This window comes from Cycloclasticus pugetii PS-1 (assembly GCF_000384415.1).
Taxonomy (GTDB): Bacteria; Pseudomonadota; Gammaproteobacteria; order Methylococcales; family Cycloclasticaceae; genus Cycloclasticus; species Cycloclasticus pugetii.
The window spans coordinates 2,026,544-2,050,814 of sequence record NZ_ARVU01000001.1 but is presented as its reverse complement, the minus strand read 5'-3'; the positions used below and the strand labels follow the sequence as shown (position 1 = coordinate 2,050,814).

Below are 24,271 nucleotides of genomic sequence, written 5' to 3'. Positions count from 1 at the left end.
ACATTTTCTGTGGATAACTATGTGGATTATCTATTTATAATAGCTCTCAAAGCCCATGCAAAAAGGGCTGACATCAAATTGTAACAAAATAAACCATTGTTAACATATCTATAAAAAACAACAAGTTATATAATGCAAGGGTTATTTTAATCATTGCGTCGCAATATGTTTATGGCGACTAATCTAGTGTTTTTAGCTTGTGAATAAGAAGTCTTTGTGTATAGGGCTTAAGGCGCCTTTCAGCTAAATTATTACAATAAGAAGGTCAAGTTAAGTGTTGCCGTGAATGTCTTTATATTCCTGTTATTTGTTTAGACTATCGATGTTTATCACTATCTTTTTATTCAGCTTAATGTGTTAATTATTAGCCATAGCATGAGATTGATCATTCGTTGTGTTATTGGTGTAGGTGTACCAGAATAAGGTTGTCAAAGATGATAATAGTCAATCAGTAAGAATTTTCTGCTGGGTGTGGCATCATTTTTTAACTTGAAAGATAGCCGGTGCTATCGAGGTCTAATATTGCAACAAAAACGTAAAAAACTGGAATATGAGCGCTTAGTGTTGGCATATAGTGATGAACTTTTTCGTTACGCGCTTTGGCTATGTCACGATAAAAACATGGCTGAAGATTTGCTTCAAGAGACCTGTATGCGTGCTTGGAAGTCATTGGATAAATTACGTGATAGTTTATCCAGTAAGGCGTGGCTGATGACGATCTTGCGAAATGAACATGCCCGTCAATATGCACGCTTCCGGCCGGAAATAGTTGATTTCGATATAGATATGTTGAGTTTGAGGGATATAGACAATGATACGAGTCCTGACGCGTTTGCTCTTAAGCAGGCATTGAATGAGCTTGCGAATGAATATAAAGAGCCGCTGTTGTTGCAGGTAATTGTTGGATTAAGCTGTGAAGAAATCGCCTCGGTTTGTCATATTTCTAAAAGTGCGACCATGACCCGTTTGTTTAGGGCAAAACAGAAGTTAAGAAGTGTTTTAAGGCCCGAAGCGGGCCGGGCAGGTGAATGATGAAATGTGATGATTTTAAATTTGAATATACAGTCGCAGCAAATGAGGTTGGGGCAGAGGCCAAAGAGCACCTAGCATCCTGTGAGCAGTGTCAAATATTTGCAGCGCAAGAAAACTTGTTTGAGCAGCAATTAAAAGAGGTTGTTAACCAAGGTGTTCCAAGCAGTTTAAAGCATTCGATAAGAGACTATGTGTATAAGGCACCTTTTTGGAGTGCGACTAAAATGAAGCCTATTGCCTTTGCGGCATCGTTACTATTAGCGGTAGGCTTGGTAACGTTTATACCAACGCAAAACGAAGAGTCAGTGTTGCCAATAGATCAGTTAGTTTACGAACACTTTTCACACGATGGGGCATCTTCAACGCAAGTGGCTTACCCGCTTAATGAGCAAGAGCTCATAAAGTTGAGTAAAGAGTTTGGTATACGGCTGAGGTTAGCTAAAAATATTAGCTTTGCAAAAAAGTGCCCTATTGGAGATAGTTATGGCTTGCATATGGTGTATCAATACCATCAGCAAGCCATAACGATTATTTATATGCCAGACATCAGTCTAGATAAAACCGTACCTTTTCATTATGCCGGTTTACATGGCTGGGTTAAGCCATTGAAAAATGGCTCAATGGCCGTCTTGGCTGGTACAGCGACTGATATACCAGACGAGGAATTTGCCAGCAACGCAGTGGAATGGCTCTAATCATTGCCTTTTGAGTGATCCCTAGCAAAAATCAAGTAAAAAGCAGGCAGAATATAAAGTGTAAATATAGTGCCTATACCTAAGCCAGTAGCAATAACTAACCCAATATCAAACCGACTAACCGCACCAGGGCCTGATGCAAGTAGCAGCGGAACCATCGCAACAATCATCGATGCAGTTGTCATTAGGATCGGCCTTAAACGTACAGTAGCTGCCTCCTCAACGGCATTTCGAATAGAAAGCTTTTCCGTAATTTGTAGTTGATTGGCAAACTCAACAATTAAGATACCATTTTTAGCGACCAGCCCAATTAAGGTAATAAGCCCAACTTGAGTATAGATATTCATCGTTGCGACCCCTAGCATAATAAAAGCCATTGCACTGGCCAACGATAAAGGCACCGACACTAAAATGATAAGGGGGTCACGCCAACTTTCAAATTGGGCGGCTAGTACTAAGTAGATAATTAACAATGACATAAAGAAAGTTAGAACAAGCGCGCTACCTTGCTGTTTGTATTGTCGTGAACTACCCGTGTGGTCCCACTTAAAGCCTCTAGGGAAAGATTTTTGAGCTTCTTCTTCAAGATAAGCTAAGCCATCTCCCATGGTCACACCTGGGCGTAATAAGCCCTCAATAGTTATACTGTTAAGTTGTTGAAACTGTGTGCGTTTAGCCGGTTCAACTTGCGTTGATACGGTGACGATTGAACTGATAGGAACCTTCTTGCCTGATGAGGTTTTTAGGTAAATGTTATCAAGTTTTTCAATATCTGAGCGACTAATATCGGCTACTTGCGGAATCACTTTATAGCTTCGCTCTTGCATGCTAAAGCGATTCACATAACCTTCACTAAAATAAACCGATAAGTTACGGCCTATTTCTTCCATGCTGATCCCTAAATCTGCTGCACGGTCTTTATCAACCATCAAATTGTACTTAGGTCTGTCAAATTCTATGCTTTTTTGTAAGAAAATAAAGTTGCCGCTTTGCATAGCTTTACCAATCAGCTCACCTGTTACATCACTAATTTGACTATAATCAGCGTCAGAAATAACAACAAACTGTACAGGCAGTCCACCGCCTGCGCCTGGAAGCCCCGGTCGCTGTACAACAGCTGTTCTCACACCTGTAAGCGAGGCCACTTTTTGTTGGAGCTCGGGCTGTATCTCCATCTGAGTACGTTCGCGGGTGGATTGATGGCCCATTTTTAGGCCGCCGAGTAATTTAGTCGTATCATTCCCTAGTCCCAGCAAGATGAAGCTATGATCATACTCAGGCATGGCTTCAAAAATATCTGATAGCTTTTTGCCTTGTTGTTGTAAAAAGTCAAGAGTAGATGTCTGCGGTGCCGTACCCATCGCGATAAGCAAATTCCTGTCTTCAATGGGAGCTAATTCTGATTTTGATAACAGGTACATCGGGTAAAGGCTTAATAACACAACCAAACCAAATATAACGGGAATAGAAGGGGTTGATAATAAAGGCGAAACAGTTTTTTTGTAGCCACTGGCTAATTTTTCAAAAAAGTGTTCAGCGTACTTTTCAAATCGGCCGGCACTTTCAGAGCTTTTTAGAATGCGAGCACTCAGCATAGGAGCGAGTGTTAGCGCAACAATGCCAGAAATAAGGACAGCAGCAGCTAAAGAAAAAGCAAATTCAGTAAACAATGTACCAACTAATCCACCCATAAAGCCTATAGGGAAATAGACGGCAATAAGGGTAGTTGTCATTGCGATGATAGGCAAGCTGAGTTCTTTTGCGGCATCTATGGCTGCTTGAATACGTGGTTTTCCCATGTCGATATGGCGGTGAATATTTTCAACCATGACGATAGCATCATCCACCACTAAGCCAATTGCTAAGATCATCGCCAGCAAGGTCAGTAGGTTTAATGAAAAACCAAACGCTAGCATAATGAAAGTTGCACCAATGAGTGATAAAGGAACGGTGACTGCCGGTATAAACGCAGCACGCATGGTGCCTAGCGATAGGAAAATAACAACAATAACAATGCTGATGGCTTCAAGTAAGGTTCTTCCTACCTCGTTGATGGAGTCGCTGATAAATTTACTCGCATCATAGGGCATGTGAGACACAAGTCCCTCGGGCAAGTTATTATTAATGTCTACCATGGCAAGGTTAACCCGTTTAGCTACATCAAGCGGGTTTGCGTCGGGCGATTGATCTACCGTCATAAAAACAGCAGGCTTTCCACTGTAGAGGTTTTCGCTTTCGTAACCTTCGGCGCCAAGTTCAACATCGGCTATATCAGATAAACGAATTAGGGTGTCGTTTTGTTTGCCAACGACCAGTGTTAAGAAATCTTCTTCTTTAGCGACATCGGTTGTAGCGCCCATCTCAACACTGACCAGTGTGCCTTTTGTTTTACCAACACTGGAAAGGTAGTTGTTTCTGCGTAAGGCGGCAGAGACATCTTCAGCGCTCACACCTAAAGCAGCCATCCTTTTTGGCTTTAGCCAAATACGCATTGCGTATGTGCTATTGCCTAAGAGGCTTGCTTGGCCAACACCTTCAATGGATTGTAATCGTGGTTGAACGACACGCAATAGATAATCGGCGATTTGAATATCTTTCATGGTGTCACTAACAAAAGCGATATAAATCAGCGAAGTGGTAGACCCTGTTTTGGAGGTGATGATAGGGTCTAGTGCTTCTTGAGGTAATACACTACTTTGACTAGCCACCTTGGCTTGTATTTCTGCTATTGCGGCATTAGCGTCATAATTGAGGCGCATATGAGCCTCAATGGATGAGAGACCTTGTGTGCTGGAAGAAAAAAGGTAGTCTATTCCCTCAGCTTGGGCAATGGCCTGCTGTAAGGGAGTGGTAATAAAACCTTTTATAAGCTCACTACTAGCGCCAGGGTAAGACGTAGTAATAGAGATGACGGTATCTTTGGTTTCTGGGTACTCACGTATTTCTAGTGAAGCTATTGAGCGCAAGCCCAACACCAAAATAATTAAACTAACAACGCTGGCTAATACAGGTCGCTTAACGAAGATGCTGGTAAAGTTCAAAGCAATGCCTATTGTTGGTTATTGGAAAGGGTAACTACCTGACCGTTTCTGAGTTTTACGTGACCCTCATTAACGACTATATCGTTTAGTTGGAGTCCTTTAACTATTTCAACGCGGCCTTCTTGATGGGCGCCGGTTTCAATATTACGTAGCTCAACACTATGTTGGCCGTCCTGTTGTTTTACGACATAAACGCTCTCACCATAGGTATTAAATAAAACAGCGGTTTCAGGCAATGTTAAAACGGGACTGGCTTTTGAGGTAATAGCGGTTACTTCAGCAAACATTCCTGCTCTAAGCTTTTCATCAGGATTGTCGATAGTGGCTCTAACGCCAATAGAACGGGTTTCTTGATGTAGGCTTGGGTTTATCGCTTGGATATTACCTGTAAAGACTTCGTCGGGGTAGGCTTGAACCTTAATCTTTACCAATTGCCCTGTTTTAAGTTGTGCAAAGTGGCGTTCAGGAAATGAAAAATCGGCGATGATGGGCGATAAGGACACGAGTTGGGCAATTTGAGCGCCTTTGTCTAAGTATTGTCCAAGGCTGACAAGTCGAATACCTATTTCACCAGAGAATGGAGCACGTATTTTCTTTTTGTTAATAATGCTTTGTTGCGAAATAACGGCCGCTTTTGCGATGTCTAATTCAGCACGGGCCTCATCATGACTAGATAGGGAGGTTGCTTTGTTTTTTAACAAAGTGACCTGACGTTTAAATTTTATTGTCGCAAGCTTTTCAGCTGCGACTAAACCATCAAGGTTTGCTCTATCTGTTGAGGTATCAAGCTCGAGAATCAAATCGCCTTTTTTCACAGTGGCGCCTGAGTCTACGTGCAGAACGGAAATGATGCCTGCAATTTCATTGCTTAAAACAATGCCTCGTACAGGGTTAATGGTGCCGACTGATGACAAGGTGTTTTCCCACTGCTCTTTAATCACCTCGACCGTTGTTACTGTAGGCGGCGGTGGTGCTTTGCGGGATGACATTGCTTTGTTGATTTGAAGGAATTTCGAACCGAATAAGCCACCAAATATCACGATAATAATAATGGCTAGTAAAAGTATTTTTTTACTCAAGGGGGTCTCCGTAATGATGCTTGAATTGATTGCTAGCGGCCTAAGTATACGCCGTCAAAGAAGGCTTCTCAAACTGAATATTAGCATTCTTTAATGTAAAAACATTGTTTATCCGTTAAAAATAGACTAAGACTGCAACAGGAAAAGGATAATTTAGGCATAATAGACTGACGGTAGATATAGAGTAAGGCGTTGAATGAAAAATATAAAATGGGTTTGTGTTGGCCTAATACTGATGCTGTCGGCTTGCGCGCATATAACAGAGCAAAAAAAGTTAGAGCATCTAGATGCTAAACAAAAACTGTTTATGAAAGCGTTACGCTGGAAGTCGTATGAAACGGCGGCAAGTGTTATTCGTTATAGAAACCCAGCGCGCAAATTAGCTCCAATTGATGGGCTTAATAAAATTACGGTGACTTCTTATGATTTGATAGGTTCTGTGCCCAACGCGGAGGATGACACCATCATAGCGCAGGCATTATTTGGTTATATTCAAAATGAAACAGGGCGTGTCTATCAAGTAAAACATACTCAAGTTTGGTGGTTCGATGAGGAGTCAAAACAGTGGTTTTTAGACAGCGATATGCCGGACTTTAGAATAGATTAAGTTTCTTTGTAATGTTGGCTTGTCAGATCTGCTCGAATGTTTATTTTTTCGTGAAGGTTTTCGTTATCTCCACAATTTATAAGTAGTTGGCAGTATTTGTGCCTTCAAGTTTGTCTTGAAGGTTAGTATTGGTTGGCTATAAACGTTTAAGCCCTTCTTTAAAAGCGCGTATTTTATTGATAATGCTTGATGTTTTGTTTATAACGACGCCGATTTAAAAGGTAGGAAACTAGTGAGGTGGTCTATCTGTGCGTTAACCTGTATTTTTTCATCGTCAATAAACTGTTCAATGGCTTGACGAAATTCGGCATGTAATATCATGTGGTTTGACAAGGTTTTGACGGGCTTAAAACCACGCGAGATTTTATGTTCGCCTTGAGCGCCCGGGTCAAAGCGCATGAGTTTATGATTAATACAGTATTCAATGCCTTGGTAATAACAAGCTTCGAAATGTAAAAACTCATATTCTTGCTCACAGCCCCAATAGCGACCATACAGTGTTTGATGATCTTTAAAACACAGTGCAGCACCAATGAGCCTATTGTCTTTATGGGCGCAAAACATCACCAAGTTCTCAGCCATGGTTGACAGTAATAAGTTAAAAAATTCTAAATTTAAATAGCCTTGTTGCCCGCTACGCTTTAAGTATGTGAAATGATAAAAACGATAAAATTCAGCCATTAATTGTTTGCTAATATCACGACCATCGACCACCGTCATTTCAATACCTTGTTGAGTAATTGACAGCCGTTCTTTACGTAATGTTTTGCGTTTACGTGATTTGAATGTTTGTAGGAAATCGTCGAAAGACGTGTAGTGATGGTTGAACCAATGGTATTGAATACCACTGCGTTGTTTATACTCGGAGTCCTCCAGTAAGGAAGACATTTCGGTGTCAGGGAAAAGCACATGCCAACTCGATAACCCCACTGAAGAAACTGAATCGAGAGCAGCCTGTCGGATATTTTTAATGATGGTCTGTTTTTCTTGTGTCAGTTGAATGCGGTTGTGAAAAGCTAAACGAGGGCCTGTGGATGGTGTGAAAGGGATGGCTGATAATAATTTAGGGTAATAGTGTAATTGGTGTTGCTGATAGGCATTGGCCCAAGCCCAATCAAAAACGTATTCGCCGTACGAGTGGGTCTTAAGGTAACAAGGCATGGCAGCGATAATGTCATCTCTATCGGTGACAATTATATGATGAGGGGTCCAGCCGGTAGAAGCTTGGGTACAGCCGCTTTGTTCAAGTGCAGATAAAAAAGCATGTTGAATAAACGGATAATCAGTTTCAAATACACTGTTCCAGTGTGTGTCTGATACCTTAGATATGCTAGAGAGAAATTTAATATTCATAGTGTTAAGGTTAACGAAAAATAATGATTAAGGCGCATGCCATTGTAGTCGTTTCTAGCGCTGTTATGGCTAGCTATTATGAGAACCATTGGCCATAACAAGCCACTAAAACGCTGACGCTGAGCAGTTCAGATAGGGTTTTTAAAGAATAAACTGGTAACGCTAAATACTGGAATTATATATTGTCGAAAAGTAAACAATGGCATAGAGTATTCTTTACAAAAAAAACATGATGGATAGGGATATGTCTAACGAAAGTATGGCTCAAAAGAAGGAACGAACCCAAACAAGTGGTTTGATCCGTGAGTTACTCGAAGAACGAAAACAAGTCTGGTCTTCTTACTGTGCAGTATCGGGCATTGAGGAACATAAAGGCCAAAAACCAATCGAGGAGCTGCTTCAAGATTTTTGTCAGTTGACGGTTGATTATATTTCATTAGGACATTTTGGCGTGTATCAACGCATTTTAGCGGGTAATGAAAGACGTAAGTCTGTACTGGCCGCCGCTGAGCGCATCTACCCAAGTATCTCTAAAGCTACTGAAACTGTTTTAGACTTTAATGACAAGTACCAGACGTTAACGCCAGCAATGATTTTAAATGAATTGGCTAGCGACTTATCCTCAGTCGGTGAAAATCTGGCAAACCGAATTGAGTTAGAAGATCAATTAATAGGCGAAATGCTTGCCTAGACCACAGATAAAGTATTGCCCTGAATGTGGTAATAAGACGGAGTCAAAAACGCCCGAGGGGGATAACCAGATTCGGGATGTTTGTGACGCCTGCGACCTTGTGCATTATCAAAACCCACGAATTATTGCCGGCTGTATTCCTGTTTGGGAAGATAAAATTTTGTTATGTAAGCGCGCTATTGATCCTAGAAAAGGATTCTGGACATTGCCAGCAGGTTTTATGGAGCTGGGTGAAACGACCGAGCAGGCGGCTGTACGAGAAACTTTGGAAGAAGCCGAGGCGGTTGTCCAAACTGAAGAGCTATACGCGGTTTTTAACTTGCCACACATTGACCAAGTGTATGTGATGTATCGTTCAGTATTATTAAAGCCAGAGTTTTCAAGTGGTGAAGAAAGTTTAGAGGTGCGTTTATTTGCGGAGCATGAAATTCCTTGGGATGAGCTGGCTTTTGAAACCATGCGTAAATCGCTAGAGTTTTATTTTCAGGATAGACAGTCCGGTTGTTTTAAGTTTAGGTCTGCAGATATTACAAGGCCGTTATCTCGTTAACCATTTAGCCATGGGTGTGAAATGAAACGAGAACAGATTATTCAATGCCTAGAGCCGGCAAGCAGCCTTCAAGGTTGGTCGCAGCAACAGCGTAAAGATGGTTTACGTAATGCAGCTGTTCTGATTCCTTTGGTTGAACGTGATCAATGGCAAGTTTTGCTAACTAAGCGTACCGAACATCTTAATAATCATGCTGGACAGGTTAGTTTTCCTGGAGGACGTGCTGACAGCATTGATCTTTCGCCACTACATACGGCGTTACGAGAAACCGAGGAAGAAGTGGGGATTCAACAGGACTTAATAGAAGTGGCCGGAATTATCGAGCCCTTTTTAACGGTAACTAATTTTAAAGTCGTTCCCATTGTGGGTTTTGTGGAACCTTCGTTTACTCTCAATATTGATGAGTTTGAAGTGGCTGATGTGTTTGAGGTGCCACTATCAATCTTGGCAGACCAGTCTTGTTATGAAAAAAAAGAAGTTGTCTGGAAGGGTCAAAATAGGATGTATTGGGAGTTGATGTACGACGGCTTTCAAATCTGGGGTGCAACAGCCGCTATGCTGTATGCATTTGCTGGCCGTTTAAGGGTGGCGAAAAACACCTAATTTGCTAGTTTTTGGCTGAGCTGGGCCGGTACTTGTTTTGTAAGCCTTGCAAGAAATTTCGTAGGACTTGGTCTTTACAAGGACGATAATGTTTATGGTCTGTGCGACGAAAAAATGCGCTTAGCTCATGTTTACTAATGGAAACGCCATTGTTTGATAACAGCGCTAAAACGTCTTCATTTTTCATGTCGAAGGCGATTTTAAGTTTACGTAACACGATATTATTAGTGATTTTTTTATCGGGCTCAGGTGTGGGCCTATCCTGTTTTCCTCGTCGGTCGATAATCAACCCATTTAAAAATATTGAAAATGAGGTGTCTCCACAGCTTACATAAGCTTCGTCGTCATCTTTTTTTAACCAGTTGCTTATTTGCTCGCGTGTCACCTCGTGATCTGCCTGTTTAAAAATATCGATCATTTTTGCATCATTGAAATCGAAGGTGTAGCGAAGGCGGCGTAAAATATCGTTATTGGTCACAAAGGTTCCTAGAATGGTTTGGTCTGGTTGGTGAGAGTATTTTACAGCTTCGTGGGCGCCTGTAGTTCATTTTTTGTATGCGCTGAAAAAGTAAACCGAATAATAGGTGTTTTACAGTGACGAAGCCTTATTGACTTTGTTCTAAGGCCAATAACTGTTTTTTGGCCGCTAAGCCTCCCGCATAACCGGTCAGGCTGCCATGGCTGCCAATGATTCGGTGACAAGGAATGATTAAACTGACAGCATTAGCGCCTATGGCATTAGCAACAGCACGAACAGCCGTTTTATTATGAATAGTGCTAGCGATTGTTTGGTAAGAAGTAGTTGAAGCGTATGGGATGGTTTGTAGGCTACGCCATACGCGTTGTTGGAAATCAGTGCCTACCATTAAAATGGGTAAGTCGAATTGTGTTAATTCTTGTCGAAAGTAGCGATTGAGTTGCTTAAAGGCCGTGTCGATGATAGCTGTTTTTTTGTTGACATAATGCGCGTTTAGGCGCGTTTGTAGACGTCTGTCAATGCTCGCCCGTTTTTGCCGCTGTTGCCAATCACATAGGCATAGTTGATTCTCAAAGGAGCCAATCAGTAGTTCACCTAGTGGGCTATCGTATGATTGGATGTGGATTTCATTTAGCGATCGCATGCTATGGGATTTAGTCCTTTGTAGCGATAGCCCAGTGAATTAAGCGGTTAGGCTACGAGAAACAATTTCAGACACATCTTTTGACAGTGGTGTATGAGCTTGTATGCGCGATAGTTGCGCCTTAATCAATTGTTGTCGCGTACTATCAAATTTTTTCCAGTGGCTTAGTGAATTAGCTAATCGAGCCGCCACTTGAGGATTAATGCTGTCCAGCAGAAGAATGTTATCGGCTACAAATTCATACCCAGAGCCGTCTATTGCGTTAAAGTGCAAAGGGTTGGCTGTGGCAAAAGCGCCAATCACACTCCGAACTCGATTGGGTGTTTTCATGTCGAAGTCTGGGTGCTGAGTTAACTTTTTTACGCTGTGTAATGCGTCGGTTTTTTCTGAACAAGCTTGCAAGGCGAACCATTTGTCGATGACCAGGTCTTCATTTTTCCACTGTTGATAAAAAGCATCAAAATAACTCACATTGAGTGAGGTATCGAGGTGGCTTAATTCGGCTAGCGCAGCAATTTGATCGGTCATGTTCCGAGCCGTTTCAAATTGTTGAATACACATTGAACGAACCTCATCGGTTTCTAACGCCATTAAATAATCGAGACAAAGGTTTTTAAATGACCGTTGAGCAATACTTTGTGAATCGGTGCCAGCGCCTACGTGATGATTAGCGTGATAGTGTGCTAGCCATAGGTCTTGTAGAGATGAGGCTAAGGTTTGCTTAACAATGCGGTGTGCTTGGTATAAGGCATCAATATCAATAGTGCTCATTTGTTCGGCCAGGTAAGCTTTGCTTGGAAGGCTTAATAATAATGATTGATAAGCTAGATCTGCTAAAGGCTGTTGCAAAATGGCACGGAATGTACCCACCAGTTCATCGGGTAAGGGCGGTACCTTATGATGGTTCTGTATCGCATCAATGGTTTTAAAAATAAAATAGCTTAGGCAGTTTTGTCCTGCTTCCCAGCGATTAAAGGCATCTTTATCATGTTGAAATAAATGGATTTTCTGTTCAATGCTAAGTGTTTGTTGCAGTTTTATCGGTGCTGAAAATCCACGGAGTATAGAGGGGGTGGGCTCTGTATTAATATCAGTAAAAGTAAATGATTGCTCCGCTTTAGTTAACTCAAGAACCGTTGATGTTTGCTCGCCATGCAGGTTAAATTCTTTGCCGTTGTCATCGAGTAAACCCAGTCGAATGGGGATGGCTAGAGGCTCTTTATTGGCTTGAGTTGAGGGGGAGTTATTGTGTTGTTCGAAACTTACGGTGTAGGTTTTTTCGTTTTGGTTATAGCTTGTTGTTACTGTAACCGTCGGCGTGCCTGCTTGACTATACCACTGTTTAAATTGCTCAAAGTTGGCGTTATTCGCATCTTCTAAGGCAGTTACAAAGTCTTCGGTGGTGACAGCTTGTCCATCATAACGTTCGAAATATAAGTCACAGCCTTTTCTAAAGCCGGTTTCACCTAACAATGTATGAAGCATTCGCACAACTTCAGCACCTTTTTCATAGATAGTAAGGGTGTAAAAGTTATTGATCTCAACGAAGGAGCTGGGGCGAATAGGGTGTGACAATGGCCCCGCATCTTCAGCAAATTGATGTGTGCGAAGCATATTGACATCTTTAATACGTTTTACCGCTTCAGAAGTTTGATGGGCGGTAAACTGTTGATCGCGAAAAACGGTAAAGCCTTCTTTTAAACTCAGTTGAAACCAATCTCTACAGGTAACGCGATTGCCGGACCAGTTATGGAAGTATTCGTGGCCAATGACAGCTTCGACATTTTCAAAGTCGGCATCAGTAGCGGTTTTTTCACTGGCCAAAACATATTTTGTGTTGAAAATATTGAGGCCCTTATTTTCCATTGCCCCCATATTGAAATGGCTCACAGCAACAATCATATAGATATCAAGGTCGTATTCGCGACCAAAGGCTTGTTCATCCCAACGCATGGCATTTTTTAAAGACTGCATGGCATGTGACGTCTTATCTAAATCATGCTCTTCGACGTACACTTCTAACGCAACCTCTCGCCCCGAACAGGTTGTAAAAGAGTCTTTTAAGCAAGCTAAATCTCCAGCGACAAGCGCAAATAAATAGCTAGGTTTGGGGAAAGGGTCATGCCAACGGGCAGCGTGTTTATTATCTGCTAGGGCAATGTTTGGGCTACCAGTGCGGTTGCCGTTGGATAATAAAACGGGGTATTCATCTTTGTCGGCCACCATCGTGACGCTAAAGATAGACATGACGTCTGGCCTATCTAAAAACCAGGTAATACGTCTAAAGCCCTCGGCCTCGCACTGGGTACAGAGCATGGTGTTTGATTTATATAAACCACTAAGCGCTGTATTGGTGCTTGGGTTGATGTGATTGCTGATTTCTAAAACAAAACGAGCACTAGGGTTGTGAATAGTGAGTGTTTTATCATCGAGTGTATAGTGTTCAGGGTGAAGTCTTTCACCATCAACTTTAAGGTCAATAAGCGTTAGCTCTTCACCCATTAATACCAAATCAGGGTTAGTTTTTTTACAATCAGGGTTACGGTAAATATTGAGGCGAGAATTGACAAGGGTTTTGTCAGCCGATAAGTCAAAATGAAGCTCAGTTTTGCTAATTAGGAACTCAGGAACGGTATAGTCTTTTAAGTAAATAGTTTTTTGTTCGGAAGTAGACATAAGGTTATTTTGATTTAAAGGAGTGGTAGGCAAACAGTAACCATGCGATGAGCAAGGCAACGCCACCAATGGGTGTGATTGCGCCGAGAATGGTGATGCCTGTTAAGCTGAGGATGTATAGGCTGCCAGAAAAAATTAGCATCCCGGCAAGCATAAACCAACCCGCTATGCGTAATAAATTAGATGGATTGTTTTGGTGTAACACGCCGATGAGAATCAGGCCGATGGCATGCCACATTTGATAATCCGAAGCGGTGTGGTAAACGGCTAAATAATGAGGCGATAAGCTGCCTTTAACAGCATGTGCTCCAAAGGCTCCCATTACTACGGCCAAGAAAGCAAAGAAGGCCCCTAAGGTGATAAACGGTAAGGTTTTCATAAGGTGTTACTTTTCTAGTAAACGTGGCATTACTTCAACCAGATTGCAGGGCCGTGTGCGGTAATCAAGCTGTGCACTAATTAATTTGTCCCATGCGGTTCTACAAGCACCTGATGAGCCGGGTACGCAAAAAATATAATGTCCATTAGCAACGCCAGCAATGGCTCTTGATTGCATGGTTGAGGTACCTATTTCATCGTATGAAAGTGTGCGAAAAACTTCACCAAAGCCTGTCAATTCTTTATCTAGTAAAGGTTTTACAGCTTCAGGCGTGCCATCACGGCCAGTGACGCCAGTGCCGCCAGTGGTGATGATGGCATTAATAGCTGGGTCGGCAATCCAAGCGGATATTTTTGCGCGAATTTGGTAGATATCATCAATAACAATAACTTTTTCTGCACACTGGTGGCCTGCATCGACGAGTCGATCAACCAGTGTTTTTCCAGAAGTGTCGGTTTCTTCTGTACGCGAGTCTGAGACCACCATAATGGCGATATTAAGTGGAATAAATTGACGAGAATTTGTGGGCATTTTGGCTACCGAATAAGTAAAAAGAAGGCACTATTACCGCGTTGAATATTCAGTAGTAGCGAGTTGGATCTACGTTGTTTGATGGCATTGGTTAGTTCAAGGATGTTACGAACGGGAATGCGGTTTACTTGGCTAATGATATCACCTTTACGTAAACCGTTTAGCCAAGCAATAGAGTTGGTTGCGACGTCGGCAATTTTGACGCCGTGTTTGATGTTGTACAGTTGGTCACCATCAGATAAGTTAGACAGTGTTACCCCGACCAATTGATTATGAATACGCGCCCCATCGATAGAAACCACTTCATGTTGAGCGATGGTGATAGAGACAGGTAGTTGCTTGCCGTTACGTAAAATTTGTAGTTTGGCATTGTCGCCAATAGTTAGCAGTCCTAGGCTGTTACGTAAACTGGCACTATTTTTTATCGGTTTGCCATTTATGCTTAACACAATATCGCCGGGGCGTAAGCGGGCTTTTTCTGCTGGGGAGTTGGCAGCAACTTGGCTAATAATAACGCCATGTTTGACCCTAAGACTAAATGCTTTCGCCAGTTCAGGGGTTAAGTCTTGAACACTAATACCTAACTGCCCACGTTTGACTTTACCAAACTTAACCAATTGGTCTTTTAGGCTAACGGCCATATTACTAGGGATCGCAAAACCAATACCAACATTGCCGCCGCTCGGTGCCAGGATGGCGGTGTTAATCCCCACCAGTTCGCCTTTCAAGTTAATTAACGCGCCACCAGAATTACCAGGATTAATAGACGCATCTGTTTGAATAAAATCCTCATAACCTTCAATCCCAAGGCCAGAGCGGCCAAGCGCACTAACAATACCTGAAGTGACGGTTTGCCCAAGGCCAAACGGGTTGCCTATGGCAATAACAAAGTCGCCAACCCGTAAATGGTCAGAGTTGGCGATGTGTAAATCGGTGAGCCGATCGGCCTTAATTTGAATAACCGCAACGTCAGAATCAGGGTCGCTGCCGACCACGTTGGCGTTAAATGAGCGGCCATCGCGCAAAGTCACCGTTATTTTGTCGGCTTTATCAATAACGTGGTGATTAGTAATGATAAGTCCTTTATTTGCATCGACGATGACGCCTGAACCTAAGCTTTGCGTGGAACGCTTTCTTGGTGTGTTGGGGAGCTGGAAAAAACGTCGAAAGAAAGGGTCTTGTAATAGAGGGTTTTCGTGCTGTTGAACCATACTTCTAGTGGCAATATTAACAACAGCAGGTGTTACTTTTTCTAAAACGGGCGCTAAGCTAGGCAGAGGTTTTTCGCCTATAAAAGCAGGCAGTGCAGCGTGCGCAGGTAAACTCGTAGCAAGGACTAATAAACCGATCAGTACAAATTGTTTAAGTCTTAACATCATAAACCTCTATGCTATTGATCTACATCGTCGGCGTCAACTTGTCCGCTCATACGACGACGTATGTGTGACCAAGACATACCTGTTGTCATAATAAAACATAAAATACATTGAATAATATAAGTGACCGCATCGATGTTATCAGCTGGCACAAGCCCCCAATCAACAATCATCCAGAATATGGTGCCAAAAAAAGCAATTGCCAAGGCAATGCCGATAGCACCAAGGGAGCGTAAAGTGGCGCGTATATAAATGACCCAACCAATTATTAAAATCAGCCCGGCAAGTGCCATAAGGGGTGTTATATCGGGTGTTTTTGTGACGACCCAATGGTAATAAGATAAGCCAGCGGGGTTGTAGCTTGCAAAGACGAGTACTGTTGCAATGGCTAAACGAATGAAAAAATTAGTGGCCGAGAACTGATTTGTTTTCAATGTATTATCCTTAATGAGTCACCTTGATGAGACGTATTCTAACTGAAAATGCTAACTTCTTTACGAACGCTTTAAAAGCGTTTTGAAAAAAGCGTAGCAAGTGTGACGTAATTGGAAAACACTAATTTCTATGGCTGAAATCAGACCATTTTTATTGCATGCACTACACTGTGTTGTATATATAGATAATTAATTGATCAAACCGAATTAAATGAGCGTGAGACCACATCAAGATAACCAACATATTTTAAGGAAATTTATTCCTTTAAACACCTTACCAAGCGGCCACTTTTCGACTATTTGCAATGAATGTCTTATTGAAGAGTGCGATAAGGGAACGGTGTTATTTGAGCAAGGGGATGATGCTAAAGAGTTTATCTATTTGATCAGCGGAATGATTAGCTTATTTGCCGGTGAGATGGAAATGGAAACCATCGTAACAGGTTCGGAAGTGGCGCGTTTTGCAATCGCCCACCAATTGCCCCGTAAAGTTCGAGCAGTGACGAAATCTAAAGCGAGGATTGTGCGAGTTCCTACTTATATGCTGGATATGGATAACCCCGAAGATAATGGGCAAACCTATTTGGTAGATGACGTTGAAGACCATAGTGGCGATTGGATGACAACGATGTTGCAATCGCCGGTCTTTCAACGGTTGCCCGCATCAAATTTACAAAAAGTAATGATGCAGATGGAAGAGGTCGCTTTTGAACCGGGTGAGGTTGTTGTTAAACAAGGGGATGAGGCGGATTTTTATTACATCATTAAAACAGGTAGTTGTGAATTGATACGTCAGCCTTCTGAAGGTGCGCGGTTAATCAAGTTGGGTGAGTTACATAGCTGTGATGCTTTTGGCGAAGATGCGCTGCTATCAGGCAACCCAAGGAATGTAACGGTTCAAATGAAAGGCAAGGGGCAAATGCTTCGCCTATCAAAAGCTAACTTCATCAAGTTGGTTAAAGAGCCAGTATTACAATATGTAAACTTTCAAGAAGGGCAGGAAAAAGTCAGTGCGGGTGCTAATTGGTTAGATGTAAGAGGGGTCGATGAATATGTTGATGATCATATTGACGGCAGTGTAAATATCCCCTTCTTTTCGTTACGAATGAAAATCGCTGAATTGCGTCACGATCAATTACAAGTATTGGTCTGCTCCAATGGTCGAACCAGTGAGGCCGCAGCATTTCTACTATTGAAGTTTGGTTTTAATGCGCTGATTTTGAAAGGAGGAATCGCTAGCAGGTCTACCAGTAAGAGCAAGAAAAAGGCACCAGAATTGTCCTTAAAAGAGGTGCCGTTATCAGCCGTTGCGACAACATCAAATGAGAATCAAGGTGCGACGGTTAGTAATGCTGACAGTTTGAATGCTAAGCAGTTAGAAGAGGCGCAACGTAAAATAGCAGAGCTTGAAAAATTATGCGCGCAATCAAATGAAAGGTCTAATAAGCTTGAGTTAGAGCGTAGGGGCTTACAGCAACAATATGAGCAACAAGCAGCCCTAGTCGCTGAGCTGCAATTATCATCAAAGCGTGTGTCAGACGAGCTGCTAGCGCTGCGCAATGGTCATGGTGACCGTGAGGTGGAAATGAGCCAGGCGCTGCTTGCTGAAAAAGAAGCAGGTTTGCAGCTTTCAAAAGAACTGGAAGATAAAGCCCTAGCGCTGGATAAGGCGCAGCAAGCGATGGAGAGTTCTCGTGAATCGCTTAGCCTGTTAGGCGAAGACATTAAGGCGAAGGATAAGGAGCTCGATGAGCTTAAACGAACGATCAGTGATATTAATACTCGAGAGGCAGAAACGACAACAACGTTTAAGGAAACGTTGGCGATGGCAAAACAAGAAGCCATCGAATTAAGAAACCAAAAAAAGGCCTTGGAAGAAAAAGTAGAGGCGACTGAGCGCGAAATGGGCGGGTTACTTAAATCTCAAACTAAACTGGAAGAAGAAAATAAACAGCGGATTAATGATAAGGAAGCGGCTAACTTAGAGAAAGATAATCAAATTCAGCAGTTAAATTCCCAATTGTCTGAAATGCGTTCGACTATAAAGAGCTCGGGCCAGTTGCAAACACAATTAGAGAGCCAACTTTCACAGACTAGGCATGAACTAGAGCAGTTAAAAGAAAAGCAAAACGATGCGATAGAAAAAAATAAAGCAGAGGCTGATGCGCGTCGCCAAGAGCTTGAAAGCGATATAAACGCGTTAACACAACAAGTAGAAGAAAAAGATACAGCGTTAGAAAAGCAAACAGAGGCGTTAGGCGTCTTGGCGGAAACCTGTGAATCATTGAAAGAGAAAAGCAGGGGGTACGACCAAACCCTGCATGAAAAGACAACTAAACTTGAGGCTTTGACGAAGGTATTAGAAACGGCAGAGAAAAAACTTGAGGCGTTTAGTCAAGAACGAGAGGACCTAGAGTCCGCTGTGTTAGAAAAAGATACGCTGTTGGCTGAATGGCGTGAACAGTCTGTTGCAATGAATGCTGAGGAAGCTGCTTTAGAAGAAAAGCTAGCACAGTCGGACAGTCATTTATCGAATGTGTTGGCTGAAAAAACAGTTTTAGCTGAACAGTTAAATGAATTGCGAGAATTGACCGATGAGCTAAAGAGTAACGAAGATAACTACTTAACAGAGGTTGACAGTCTTAAACAACAAAAATCGCAAGCAGAAAAGGCGTTGGCTGAGTCGCTTAATGAATCAGAGGCTCGAACAGAACAGTTTGAAAAAGAAGCGATAAAACTACGTCAGCAGGTGATTGCCCTAGAAAGCTCTCTGAGTGAAATAAGCTCAGGCAAAGAGTCGTTAGAGAGTGAGTTGAAGAAGCGCCTTGCCGAGGCGCAAAATGATGCCAAAGTAGCACTAACAACGCAACAAGATGTTGAGCTGCAACTGAATCGCGAAGTGAGTGAAAAGGAAGCTATCCAAAAAAGCCTAATAGCCTTGGAAAAACAGTTGGCGCAGAGGCAGGGTGAGCAGCAACAATTAAGCAAACAGTTAGATGAATCGCAAGAAAAGCTTGAAGAGCTGCGTGAAGGCGGAGAAGCTGAAGTATTACGTTTAACGAAGTTGCTACAGCAGGCCGAATCAAAACTTCAAGAAAGAAACGTAGAGTTTAATTCGTTGACTAAGGAAAAAGAGGGTGATGTTAGGCAGTTACAACAAAAGGCCGATATGCTTGAAGCCGAGTTGGACATGCTGCAAAGAGCTGAGGCTGAAAGCGCGCAGGAACTTAATAAATTAGCGTCAGAAAAAGAAGCTGCAGAGCAAGCGTCATTAGTCACTAAATCTCAGCTTGATAGTCTGTTGATTGAGCAACAAAAAGTCACCGCAGAGCTGTCTCAAGAGCGTCAAGAAACGAAAATGATCATCCAAGAAAAGGATGCTAAGAATGCTAAATTAGCAGACTCGTTAGAGCAGCTCAAAGGCCAGTTGAAAGCATTAGAAGAGTCATTGCTCGAACAGACGCGACAGCTCGATGAAGCTCATGTTCAACAACTTGACAAGTTGGACACAGAGCTAAAAAAAGTCAAACAGCAGCAGGAGCTTAGCGAAGGGCAGTTGATGTCAGTACAAGCTGAGAAAGAAGAGTTGCAACAGAAACTATTTGATGCAGAAGCAGTTTTATCGAGTGCTACGGGTGATCAACGAGAATTATTGGTGCAGCTAGAAAAAGCGCGCAATGAGTCTGTGGAATTAACACGAACGGTTGAGTTAAAACAAACTGAGATGGATGAGTTTGTATCGCTAAAAAAAGAACTGGAAGAAGAGTTGTTGACGTCTAAAAAGGCGCATAAAGCGATGAGCACTTTAGCGGATAGCGCTGAGCAGCGTTGTGAGGAACTGAACAATGCTTTAGCTCTACAAGTGTCAAAACAGCAAGATAAAGAACGGATGTTTGAAGAGCGGTTAAAGGCGTTAGAAAACCAGCTTCAGCAGACAGAAAATGACCTCCAAAAAGAGCGTATTGCTCTACAAAAAGCGGAAACAAACTTATCTTCCAAGGTTGGTGAAAAAGAAGAAATGCGCGTCGCCTTATCAGAGTTAGAGCAACTTAAATTATCGGGTGATAAGGTTGTTAACGTATCACAGCAAAAAATGGCTGAGCTGGAGCAATCGCTAAAAAGCCTTAAAGTGGAAAAAGAACAGTTGATCGAGGCGCATAATGATGCAGATGAAAAAACTGCTCAGTTAACTGAGCAACTATTAACGGCACAAAATGCAGAGAAAGAAACATTAAAAAGATTAGATCAGCTAATGAGCTCACTTGAGACCGATAAGCACGAAAAAGCGGCCCTGGAAGAGAAGCTGGCGGATATTAATAACAACAATAATGAGTTGAAGCATCAACTTGAAAAGATGGAAAGAAATGCGTCTAGTGCGATCGAGAGTGGTCCAGCAGAAAAACGAATAAAAGAGTTGGAAAAACAGTTAGATGAGGCGTCAACTATGTTGCTGGATCTTGAGATAAAACTAGAGACATCCTCTAGCGATGTAGTAGAAGAACCCAGTGAAGAAGAGAAAAATGCTCTTAAAGCACTTCAGTCAGAGCTAGATTTAGTTCGGGAGCAAACAGAAAAAGATATCCAAGCAATGCAGCTAAAAGTAGAAAATAGTGAAAAAATGAATTTGGCGCTGAAGAAAAAGATCTTGACGATGCAAACGTTAGCAAACCAAGAAGTGCTTCCTGAGAAAACACAAAAAGAAAAGAAAAAGGGCTGGTGGAAATAATACAAAAAGATGGTGTTGAATATGTGGCTGCGGTTGAAGTTGAAACGCTAGCAAGCCTAAGTTCCAGAGCATTTGAAGTCGACTTGGGTGATAAAGGTGCTTGCAGTGGTTTTTTTGTGCGCGAGCAAGACATGACGCTGAGAGCGTATAAGAATAACTGTCCCCATACAGGGGCGCCATTGAACTGGATGCCAGACCAGTTTTTAAGCCGAACTGGTTTATATATTCAATGCTCTATTCATGGGGCGATGTTTAAAACACAAGATGGCGAGTGTTTTGCTGGGCCATGTAACGGGAAGTGGTTAAAGGCATTGAGCTTTATTGAAAAAGACGGAATGTCTTATATTGCATTACTTGATCTCGAAAAAAGCCCGTCAATTTGACGGGCTTTTTAAGGTATTTTTGCGCAGACTATGGCCTGTGCAGAAAGCTAAGTGCTGATTGGTTCAAACTTATTTTATTTTAGCTTCCTTATACATAACATGCTGTCTAATGGTTGGATCAAACTTTTTGATTTCCATTTTTTCTGGCATATTACGTTTGTTTTTTGTTGTTGTGTAGTAATGGCCTGTTTTAGCGCTTGAAACTAATTTAATTTTATCTCTCATTTTTCAGTCCTTAAACTTTTTCGCCACGTGAGCGAATGTCGGCCAAAATAGCGTCGATGCCATTTTTGTCAATTGTACGCATGCCATTTGCTGAAACGCGTAAGCGAACAAAACGATTTTCGCTTTCTACCCAAAAACGGTGGTGATGAAGATTCGGCTCAAAGCGACGACGAGTTCTGTTTTTCGCGTGAGAAACATTGTTTCCCGACATAGGGCGCTTGCCAGTGACTTGGCATACTTTAGACATGATAAAACCTCTATTAAAATTAATTGATTGGCAACTTACTGCGAAACGGTGCGAATTTATACCAGAATATGATAATTGAGTAAAGAAAAAATTCGTTTCTATTCTTAGATGTGGCCTAGTTCAGCGAGTGAGGAGGCATCGCCGCTGCCGATGATTAAATGGTCTAAAACGCGAATATCGATTAACTTTAATGCCTCGATTAGTTGGTGGGTAATCTGTATATCGGCTTGACTGGGTGTTGGATTCCCTGATGGGTGGTTGTGAGCAAAAATAACTGCTGCGGCATTGTTAGCAAGTGCGCCTTTAACAACTTCTCGTGGGTGTACACTAGCACCATCAATAGTGCCAAAGAATAATTCTTCAAAGGCAAGAACGTGGTGCTTGGTGTCCAAATAGAGACAAGCAAATACCTCTCTTTGCTGATGAGCTAGTTTGCTTTTTAAGAACTGTTTGGTGTCATCGGGGGTGTTGAGCGCGTTTTTATGGCGGATATTTTCGTGTAAATATCGACGTGCCATTTCTAGCACGGCTTGCAATTGTGCATATTTAGCCTTACCCAACCCATGCCCCTGACAAAACTCAGGTTGCGATGCGTGCATCAGCGAGTTTAATGAGCCAAATTGCTTTAGAAGGCGGCGAGATACGTCTACGGCGGTCAAGCCTTGAGTGCCTGTACGTAAGAAAATGGCGAGAAGTTCTGCATCGGACAGTGAGGCGGCGCCTCGACTTAATAATTTTTCACGGGGCCTTTCCAATTCAGGCCAGTCAGTAATAGACATAATCAATCCTTGATAATGATAGTGGCTTGGATCATAGAATATATCGTGTTGTGTGACATAATGGGGTATTACTTAATAAAGATGCAGAAAATATTGTGAATGAATTACAGTATCGGCGTGTGTTATTGGGCGTGACGGGCGGAATAGCCGCTTATAAGGCCGCCGAAATTTTGCGCCAATGTCAAAATATGGGTGCTGAGGTGCGTGTTGTGATGACCCCAGCGGCAACAGAATTTATTACCCCGTTAACGTTTCAGGCGTTGTCAGGCTTGCCGGTGCATACTCAATTGATGGATGTCGAAGAAGAAGCAGGTATGGGGCATATTAACCTGGCTCGTTGGGCTGATGTGATTTTAGTGGCGCCAGCCAGCGCAGACTTTATTGCTCGCTTAGCTTCCGGTATGGCGAATGATTTGTTGACAACGCTTTTGCTGGCAACAGAAAAACCAGTGATGTTGGCGCCAGCAATGAATCGTGCGATGTTTGATGATCAAAATACACAAAACAATCTCCGTCAGCTTGAGTCTCAAGGCGTGGTTATTTTAGGGCCAGGCGAAGGCGTGCAAGCCTGTGGTGAGGTTGGCTTAGGGCGAATGCTCGAACCGGAAGATTTGGCGCAAGCCGTTGTCGAACATTTCCAAACAGGTGAGTTGGCAGGGTTAAATGTTTTATTAAACGCAGGGCCAACAAGAGAAAACATTGATCCTGTTCGCTATATCAGTAATCACAGTTCTGGGAAAATGGGCTTTGCATTGGCGCAAGCCTGTGTAGAGGCAGGTGCGCACGTGACGTTAGTGGCGGGACCTGTATATATGCCAACACCGTCTGGTGTGGAACGAATTGATGTGGTGAGTGCGCGCGAGATGGCGGATGCTGTGCTTTCAAGGTCGGCGCAAGCCGATATCTTTATTGCCTCAGCTGCAGTTGTGGATTACACCCCAGTTGAAATTGCCGAGAATAAGATAAAGAAAAACGCATCGCAGATGCAGCTAACTCTGGTTAAAACAACAGACATTTTGACCAGTGTCGCAACACAAGGCAGCGCAACGTTTTGTGTTGGTTTTGCGGCAGAAACGGATAACTTAGAAGCGTATGCTAAAGGCAAGTTAGAAAAAAAATCGTTGGATATGATTGCGGCAAATTGGGTGGGCCGGAAAAACGTTGGTTTTAACAGTGAAAATAATGCCTTATCGGTCTACTGGAAAGGTGGTGAGCAAGAGCTCGGCTACATGCCTAAGTCTGAATTGGCTCGTGAATTAGTGACATTAATAGCAAAAAGGTACCATGAAAAAAATACAACTTAAATTACTGGATGATCGTTTAGGTCAATCAATTCCTTTACCGGAATATGCAACAAGTGGTTCTGCGGGGTTGGATTTACGTGCATGTTTGGATGAATCGTTATTGGTGAAGCCTGGGCAAACAACGTTAATTCCAACCGGAATGGCCATTCATATCAGCGATGCTAATTTGGCGGCAGTCATCCTACCTAGATCAGGTTTGGGGCATAAACATGGCATAGTATTGGGTAATTTAGTTGGTTTAATTGACTCTGATTATCAAGGACAGTTATTTGTTTCATGTTGGAACCGCGGTGATACGGCCTTTAATATTGAGGTTGGGGACCGGATTGCACAATTGGTTTTTGTGCCTGTGGAACAAGTTGAGTTTGAGCAAGTAGATCATTTTGATAACAGCCATCGTGGCGAAGGTGGTTTTGGCCATACAGGACAAGGGTAAAAA

At 42.4% G+C, this 24,271-nt stretch carries 23 protein-coding genes; 10 read left to right on the top strand and 13 right to left on the bottom strand.

Going from position 1 to position 24,271, the window contains the following annotated elements; translation table 11 throughout:
* The first annotated feature begins 522 nt into the window (after positions 1-522).
* Positions 523-1,032 carry a sigma-70 family RNA polymerase sigma factor gene (locus tag CYCPU_RS0110010; RefSeq protein WP_020162624.1) on the top strand — a complete coding sequence of 170 codons (510 nt, stop codon included), beginning with the start codon at positions 523-525 and terminating at the stop codon, positions 1,030-1,032.
* Positions 1,029-1,727: a DUF3379 family protein gene (locus CYCPU_RS0110005; protein WP_232228636.1), complete on the top strand. Its 699-nt coding sequence runs from the start codon at positions 1,029-1,031 to the stop codon at positions 1,725-1,727. The genes CYCPU_RS0110010 and CYCPU_RS0110005 overlap by 4 nt, the downstream gene beginning before the upstream one ends.
* Here CYCPU_RS0110005 and CYCPU_RS0110000 read toward each other — a convergent pair.
* Positions 1,724-4,768 carry an efflux RND transporter permease subunit gene (locus tag CYCPU_RS0110000; RefSeq protein WP_020162622.1) on the bottom strand — a complete coding sequence of 1,015 codons (3,045 nt, stop codon included), beginning with the start codon at positions 4,766-4,768 and terminating at the stop codon, positions 1,724-1,726. The genes CYCPU_RS0110005 and CYCPU_RS0110000 overlap by 4 nt on opposite strands.
* A gap of 8 nt (positions 4,769-4,776) precedes the next feature.
* Entirely contained in the window at positions 4,777-5,847 is a 1,071-nt protein-coding gene (locus CYCPU_RS0109995; RefSeq protein WP_020162621.1) for an efflux RND transporter periplasmic adaptor subunit, read from the bottom strand.
* 196 nt (positions 5,848-6,043) lie between these two features.
* Here CYCPU_RS0109995 and CYCPU_RS0109990 point away from each other — a divergent pair, with 196 nt between their 5' ends.
* Positions 6,044-6,454 (top strand): hypothetical protein, encoded by a 411-nt coding sequence (locus tag CYCPU_RS0109990; RefSeq protein ID WP_020162620.1) that lies wholly within the window; start codon positions 6,044-6,046, stop codon positions 6,452-6,454.
* A gap of 198 nt (positions 6,455-6,652) precedes the next feature.
* Here the strand turns inward: CYCPU_RS0109990 and CYCPU_RS0109985 are convergent, their stop codons facing one another.
* Positions 6,653-7,807, bottom strand: a complete 1,155-nt coding sequence (locus CYCPU_RS0109985) for a GNAT family N-acetyltransferase (protein ID WP_020162619.1) — start codon at positions 7,805-7,807, stop codon at positions 6,653-6,655.
* 244 nt (positions 7,808-8,051) lie between these two features.
* Between CYCPU_RS0109985 and CYCPU_RS0109980 the strand changes: the two genes are divergently transcribed.
* From CYCPU_RS0109980 to CYCPU_RS0109970, 3 genes are read left to right on the top strand one after another with little or no spacing between them, the layout of a single operon-like run.
* Entirely contained in the window at positions 8,052-8,498 is a 447-nt protein-coding gene (locus tag CYCPU_RS0109980; RefSeq protein ID WP_015006731.1) for a sigma D regulator, read from the top strand.
* A complete protein-coding gene (locus CYCPU_RS0109975) occupies positions 8,491-9,048 on the top strand; it encodes an NUDIX hydrolase (protein WP_015006730.1) in 558 nt (185 codons plus the stop codon). Before CYCPU_RS0109980 ends, CYCPU_RS0109975 begins: the two co-directional genes overlap by 8 nt.
* A gap of 21 nt (positions 9,049-9,069) precedes the next feature.
* Complete coding sequence (locus CYCPU_RS0109970) at positions 9,070-9,651, top strand: CoA pyrophosphatase (RefSeq protein WP_020162618.1); 582 nt, start codon at positions 9,070-9,072, stop codon at positions 9,649-9,651.
* A gap of 4 nt (positions 9,652-9,655) precedes the next feature.
* Here CYCPU_RS0109970 and CYCPU_RS0109965 read toward each other — a convergent pair whose 3' ends face one another.
* The 7 genes from CYCPU_RS0109965 to CYCPU_RS0109935 all read right to left on the bottom strand — a co-directional run bounded on the left by CYCPU_RS0109965 (position 9,656) and on the right by CYCPU_RS0109935 (position 16,168).
* A complete protein-coding gene (locus CYCPU_RS0109965; RefSeq protein ID WP_015006728.1) occupies positions 9,656-10,129 on the bottom strand; it encodes a YehS family protein in 474 nt (157 codons plus the stop codon).
* A 127-nt stretch (positions 10,130-10,256) separates the two neighbouring features.
* On the bottom strand, positions 10,257-10,772 hold the full coding sequence (locus tag CYCPU_RS0109960) for a methylated-DNA--[protein]-cysteine S-methyltransferase (protein ID WP_020162617.1): 516 nt from the start codon (positions 10,770-10,772) through the stop codon (positions 10,257-10,259).
* 39 nt (positions 10,773-10,811) lie between these two features.
* Complete coding sequence (gene pepN / locus CYCPU_RS0109955; protein WP_020162616.1) at positions 10,812-13,448, bottom strand: aminopeptidase N; 2,637 nt, start codon at positions 13,446-13,448, stop codon at positions 10,812-10,814.
* 4 nt (positions 13,449-13,452) lie between these two features.
* Positions 13,453-13,827 (bottom strand): DUF423 domain-containing protein, encoded by a 375-nt coding sequence (locus CYCPU_RS0109950; RefSeq protein ID WP_020162615.1) that lies wholly within the window; start codon positions 13,825-13,827, stop codon positions 13,453-13,455.
* Positions 13,828-13,833: 6 nt separating this feature from the next.
* Entirely contained in the window at positions 13,834-14,358 is a 525-nt protein-coding gene (gene moaB, locus CYCPU_RS0109945) for a molybdenum cofactor biosynthesis protein B (protein WP_015006724.1), read from the bottom strand.
* Between the two features lie 5 nt (positions 14,359-14,363).
* Complete coding sequence (locus tag CYCPU_RS0109940; protein ID WP_020162614.1) at positions 14,364-15,737, bottom strand: DegQ family serine endoprotease; 1,374 nt, start codon at positions 15,735-15,737, stop codon at positions 14,364-14,366.
* 11 nt (positions 15,738-15,748) lie between these two features.
* A complete protein-coding gene (locus CYCPU_RS0109935) occupies positions 15,749-16,168 on the bottom strand; it encodes a DUF6524 family protein (RefSeq protein ID WP_015006722.1) in 420 nt (139 codons plus the stop codon).
* A gap of 211 nt (positions 16,169-16,379) precedes the next feature.
* Between CYCPU_RS0109935 and CYCPU_RS0109930 the strand changes: the two genes are divergently transcribed.
* Together CYCPU_RS0109930 and CYCPU_RS0109925 are read left to right on the top strand one after the other, a co-directional pair.
* Positions 16,380-20,894: a cyclic nucleotide-binding domain-containing protein gene (locus CYCPU_RS0109930; RefSeq protein WP_020162613.1), complete on the top strand. Its 4,515-nt coding sequence runs from the start codon at positions 16,380-16,382 to the stop codon at positions 20,892-20,894.
* Positions 20,885-21,277 (top strand): Rieske (2Fe-2S) protein, encoded by a 393-nt coding sequence (locus CYCPU_RS0109925; protein WP_015006720.1) that lies wholly within the window; start codon positions 20,885-20,887, stop codon positions 21,275-21,277. The genes CYCPU_RS0109930 and CYCPU_RS0109925 overlap by 10 nt, the downstream gene beginning before the upstream one ends.
* Positions 21,278-21,346: 69 nt before the next feature.
* On the opposite strand, the gene rpmG is transcribed toward CYCPU_RS0109925, so the two are convergent.
* The 3 genes from rpmG to radC form a co-directional block, all read right to left on the bottom strand.
* Positions 21,347-21,502 (bottom strand): 50S ribosomal protein L33, encoded by a 156-nt coding sequence (gene rpmG, locus CYCPU_RS0109920; RefSeq protein ID WP_015006719.1) that lies wholly within the window; start codon positions 21,500-21,502, stop codon positions 21,347-21,349.
* A 10-nt stretch (positions 21,503-21,512) separates the two neighbouring features.
* Positions 21,513-21,749, bottom strand: coding sequence for a 50S ribosomal protein L28 (rpmB, locus tag CYCPU_RS0109915; RefSeq protein WP_015006718.1), 237 nt, complete (start codon positions 21,747-21,749; stop codon positions 21,513-21,515).
* 104 nt (positions 21,750-21,853) lie between these two features.
* Positions 21,854-22,528 carry a RadC family protein gene (gene radC, locus CYCPU_RS0109910; protein ID WP_020162612.1) on the bottom strand — a complete coding sequence of 225 codons (675 nt, stop codon included), beginning with the start codon at positions 22,526-22,528 and terminating at the stop codon, positions 21,854-21,856.
* A gap of 95 nt (positions 22,529-22,623) precedes the next feature.
* On the opposite strand from radC, the gene coaBC reads away from it, so the two are divergent.
* Together coaBC and dut are read left to right on the top strand one after the other, a co-directional pair.
* Positions 22,624-23,832 carry a bifunctional phosphopantothenoylcysteine decarboxylase/phosphopantothenate--cysteine ligase CoaBC gene (gene coaBC, locus CYCPU_RS0109905; RefSeq protein ID WP_020162611.1) on the top strand — a complete coding sequence of 403 codons (1,209 nt, stop codon included), beginning with the start codon at positions 22,624-22,626 and terminating at the stop codon, positions 23,830-23,832.
* Positions 23,813-24,268 (top strand): dUTP diphosphatase, encoded by a 456-nt coding sequence (gene dut / locus CYCPU_RS0109900; RefSeq protein WP_015006715.1) that lies wholly within the window; start codon positions 23,813-23,815, stop codon positions 24,266-24,268. The genes coaBC and dut overlap by 20 nt, the downstream gene beginning before the upstream one ends.
* Positions 24,269-24,271 lie beyond the last annotated feature (3 nt).

Coding starts and splice junctions, on each gene's coding strand:
- pepN (WP_020162616.1), bottom strand. CDS start 13,448: ATGTCTACTTCCGAACAAAAAACTATTTACTTAAAAGACTATACCGTT.
- CYCPU_RS0109985 (WP_020162619.1), bottom strand. CDS start 7,807: ATGAATATTAAATTTCTCTCTAGCATATCTAAGGTATCAGACACACAC.
- CYCPU_RS0109970 (WP_020162618.1), top strand. CDS start 9,070: ATGAAACGAGAACAGATTATTCAATGCCTAGAGCCGGCAAGCAGCCTT.
- dut (WP_015006715.1), top strand. CDS start 23,813: ATGAAAAAAATACAACTTAAATTACTGGATGATCGTTTAGGTCAATCA.
- CYCPU_RS0109950 (WP_020162615.1), bottom strand. CDS start 13,827: ATGAAAACCTTACCGTTTATCACCTTAGGGGCCTTCTTTGCTTTCTTG.
- CYCPU_RS0109940 (WP_020162614.1), bottom strand. CDS start 15,737: ATGATGTTAAGACTTAAACAATTTGTACTGATCGGTTTATTAGTCCTT.
- moaB (WP_015006724.1), bottom strand. CDS start 14,358: ATGCCCACAAATTCTCGTCAATTTATTCCACTTAATATCGCCATTATG.
- CYCPU_RS0109930 (WP_020162613.1), top strand. CDS start 16,380: ATGAGCGTGAGACCACATCAAGATAACCAACATATTTTAAGGAAATTT.
- rpmB (WP_015006718.1), bottom strand. CDS start 21,749: ATGTCTAAAGTATGCCAAGTCACTGGCAAGCGCCCTATGTCGGGAAAC.
- CYCPU_RS0109960 (WP_020162617.1), bottom strand. CDS start 10,772: ATGCGATCGCTAAATGAAATCCACATCCAATCATACGATAGCCCACTA.
- CYCPU_RS0109980 (WP_015006731.1), top strand. CDS start 8,052: ATGTCTAACGAAAGTATGGCTCAAAAGAAGGAACGAACCCAAACAAGT.
- CYCPU_RS0110005 (WP_232228636.1), top strand. CDS start 1,029: ATGATGAAATGTGATGATTTTAAATTTGAATATACAGTCGCAGCAAAT.
- rpmG (WP_015006719.1), bottom strand. CDS start 21,502: ATGAGAGATAAAATTAAATTAGTTTCAAGCGCTAAAACAGGCCATTAC.
- radC (WP_020162612.1), bottom strand. CDS start 22,528: ATGTCTATTACTGACTGGCCTGAATTGGAAAGGCCCCGTGAAAAATTA.
- CYCPU_RS0109990 (WP_020162620.1), top strand. CDS start 6,044: ATGAAAAATATAAAATGGGTTTGTGTTGGCCTAATACTGATGCTGTCG.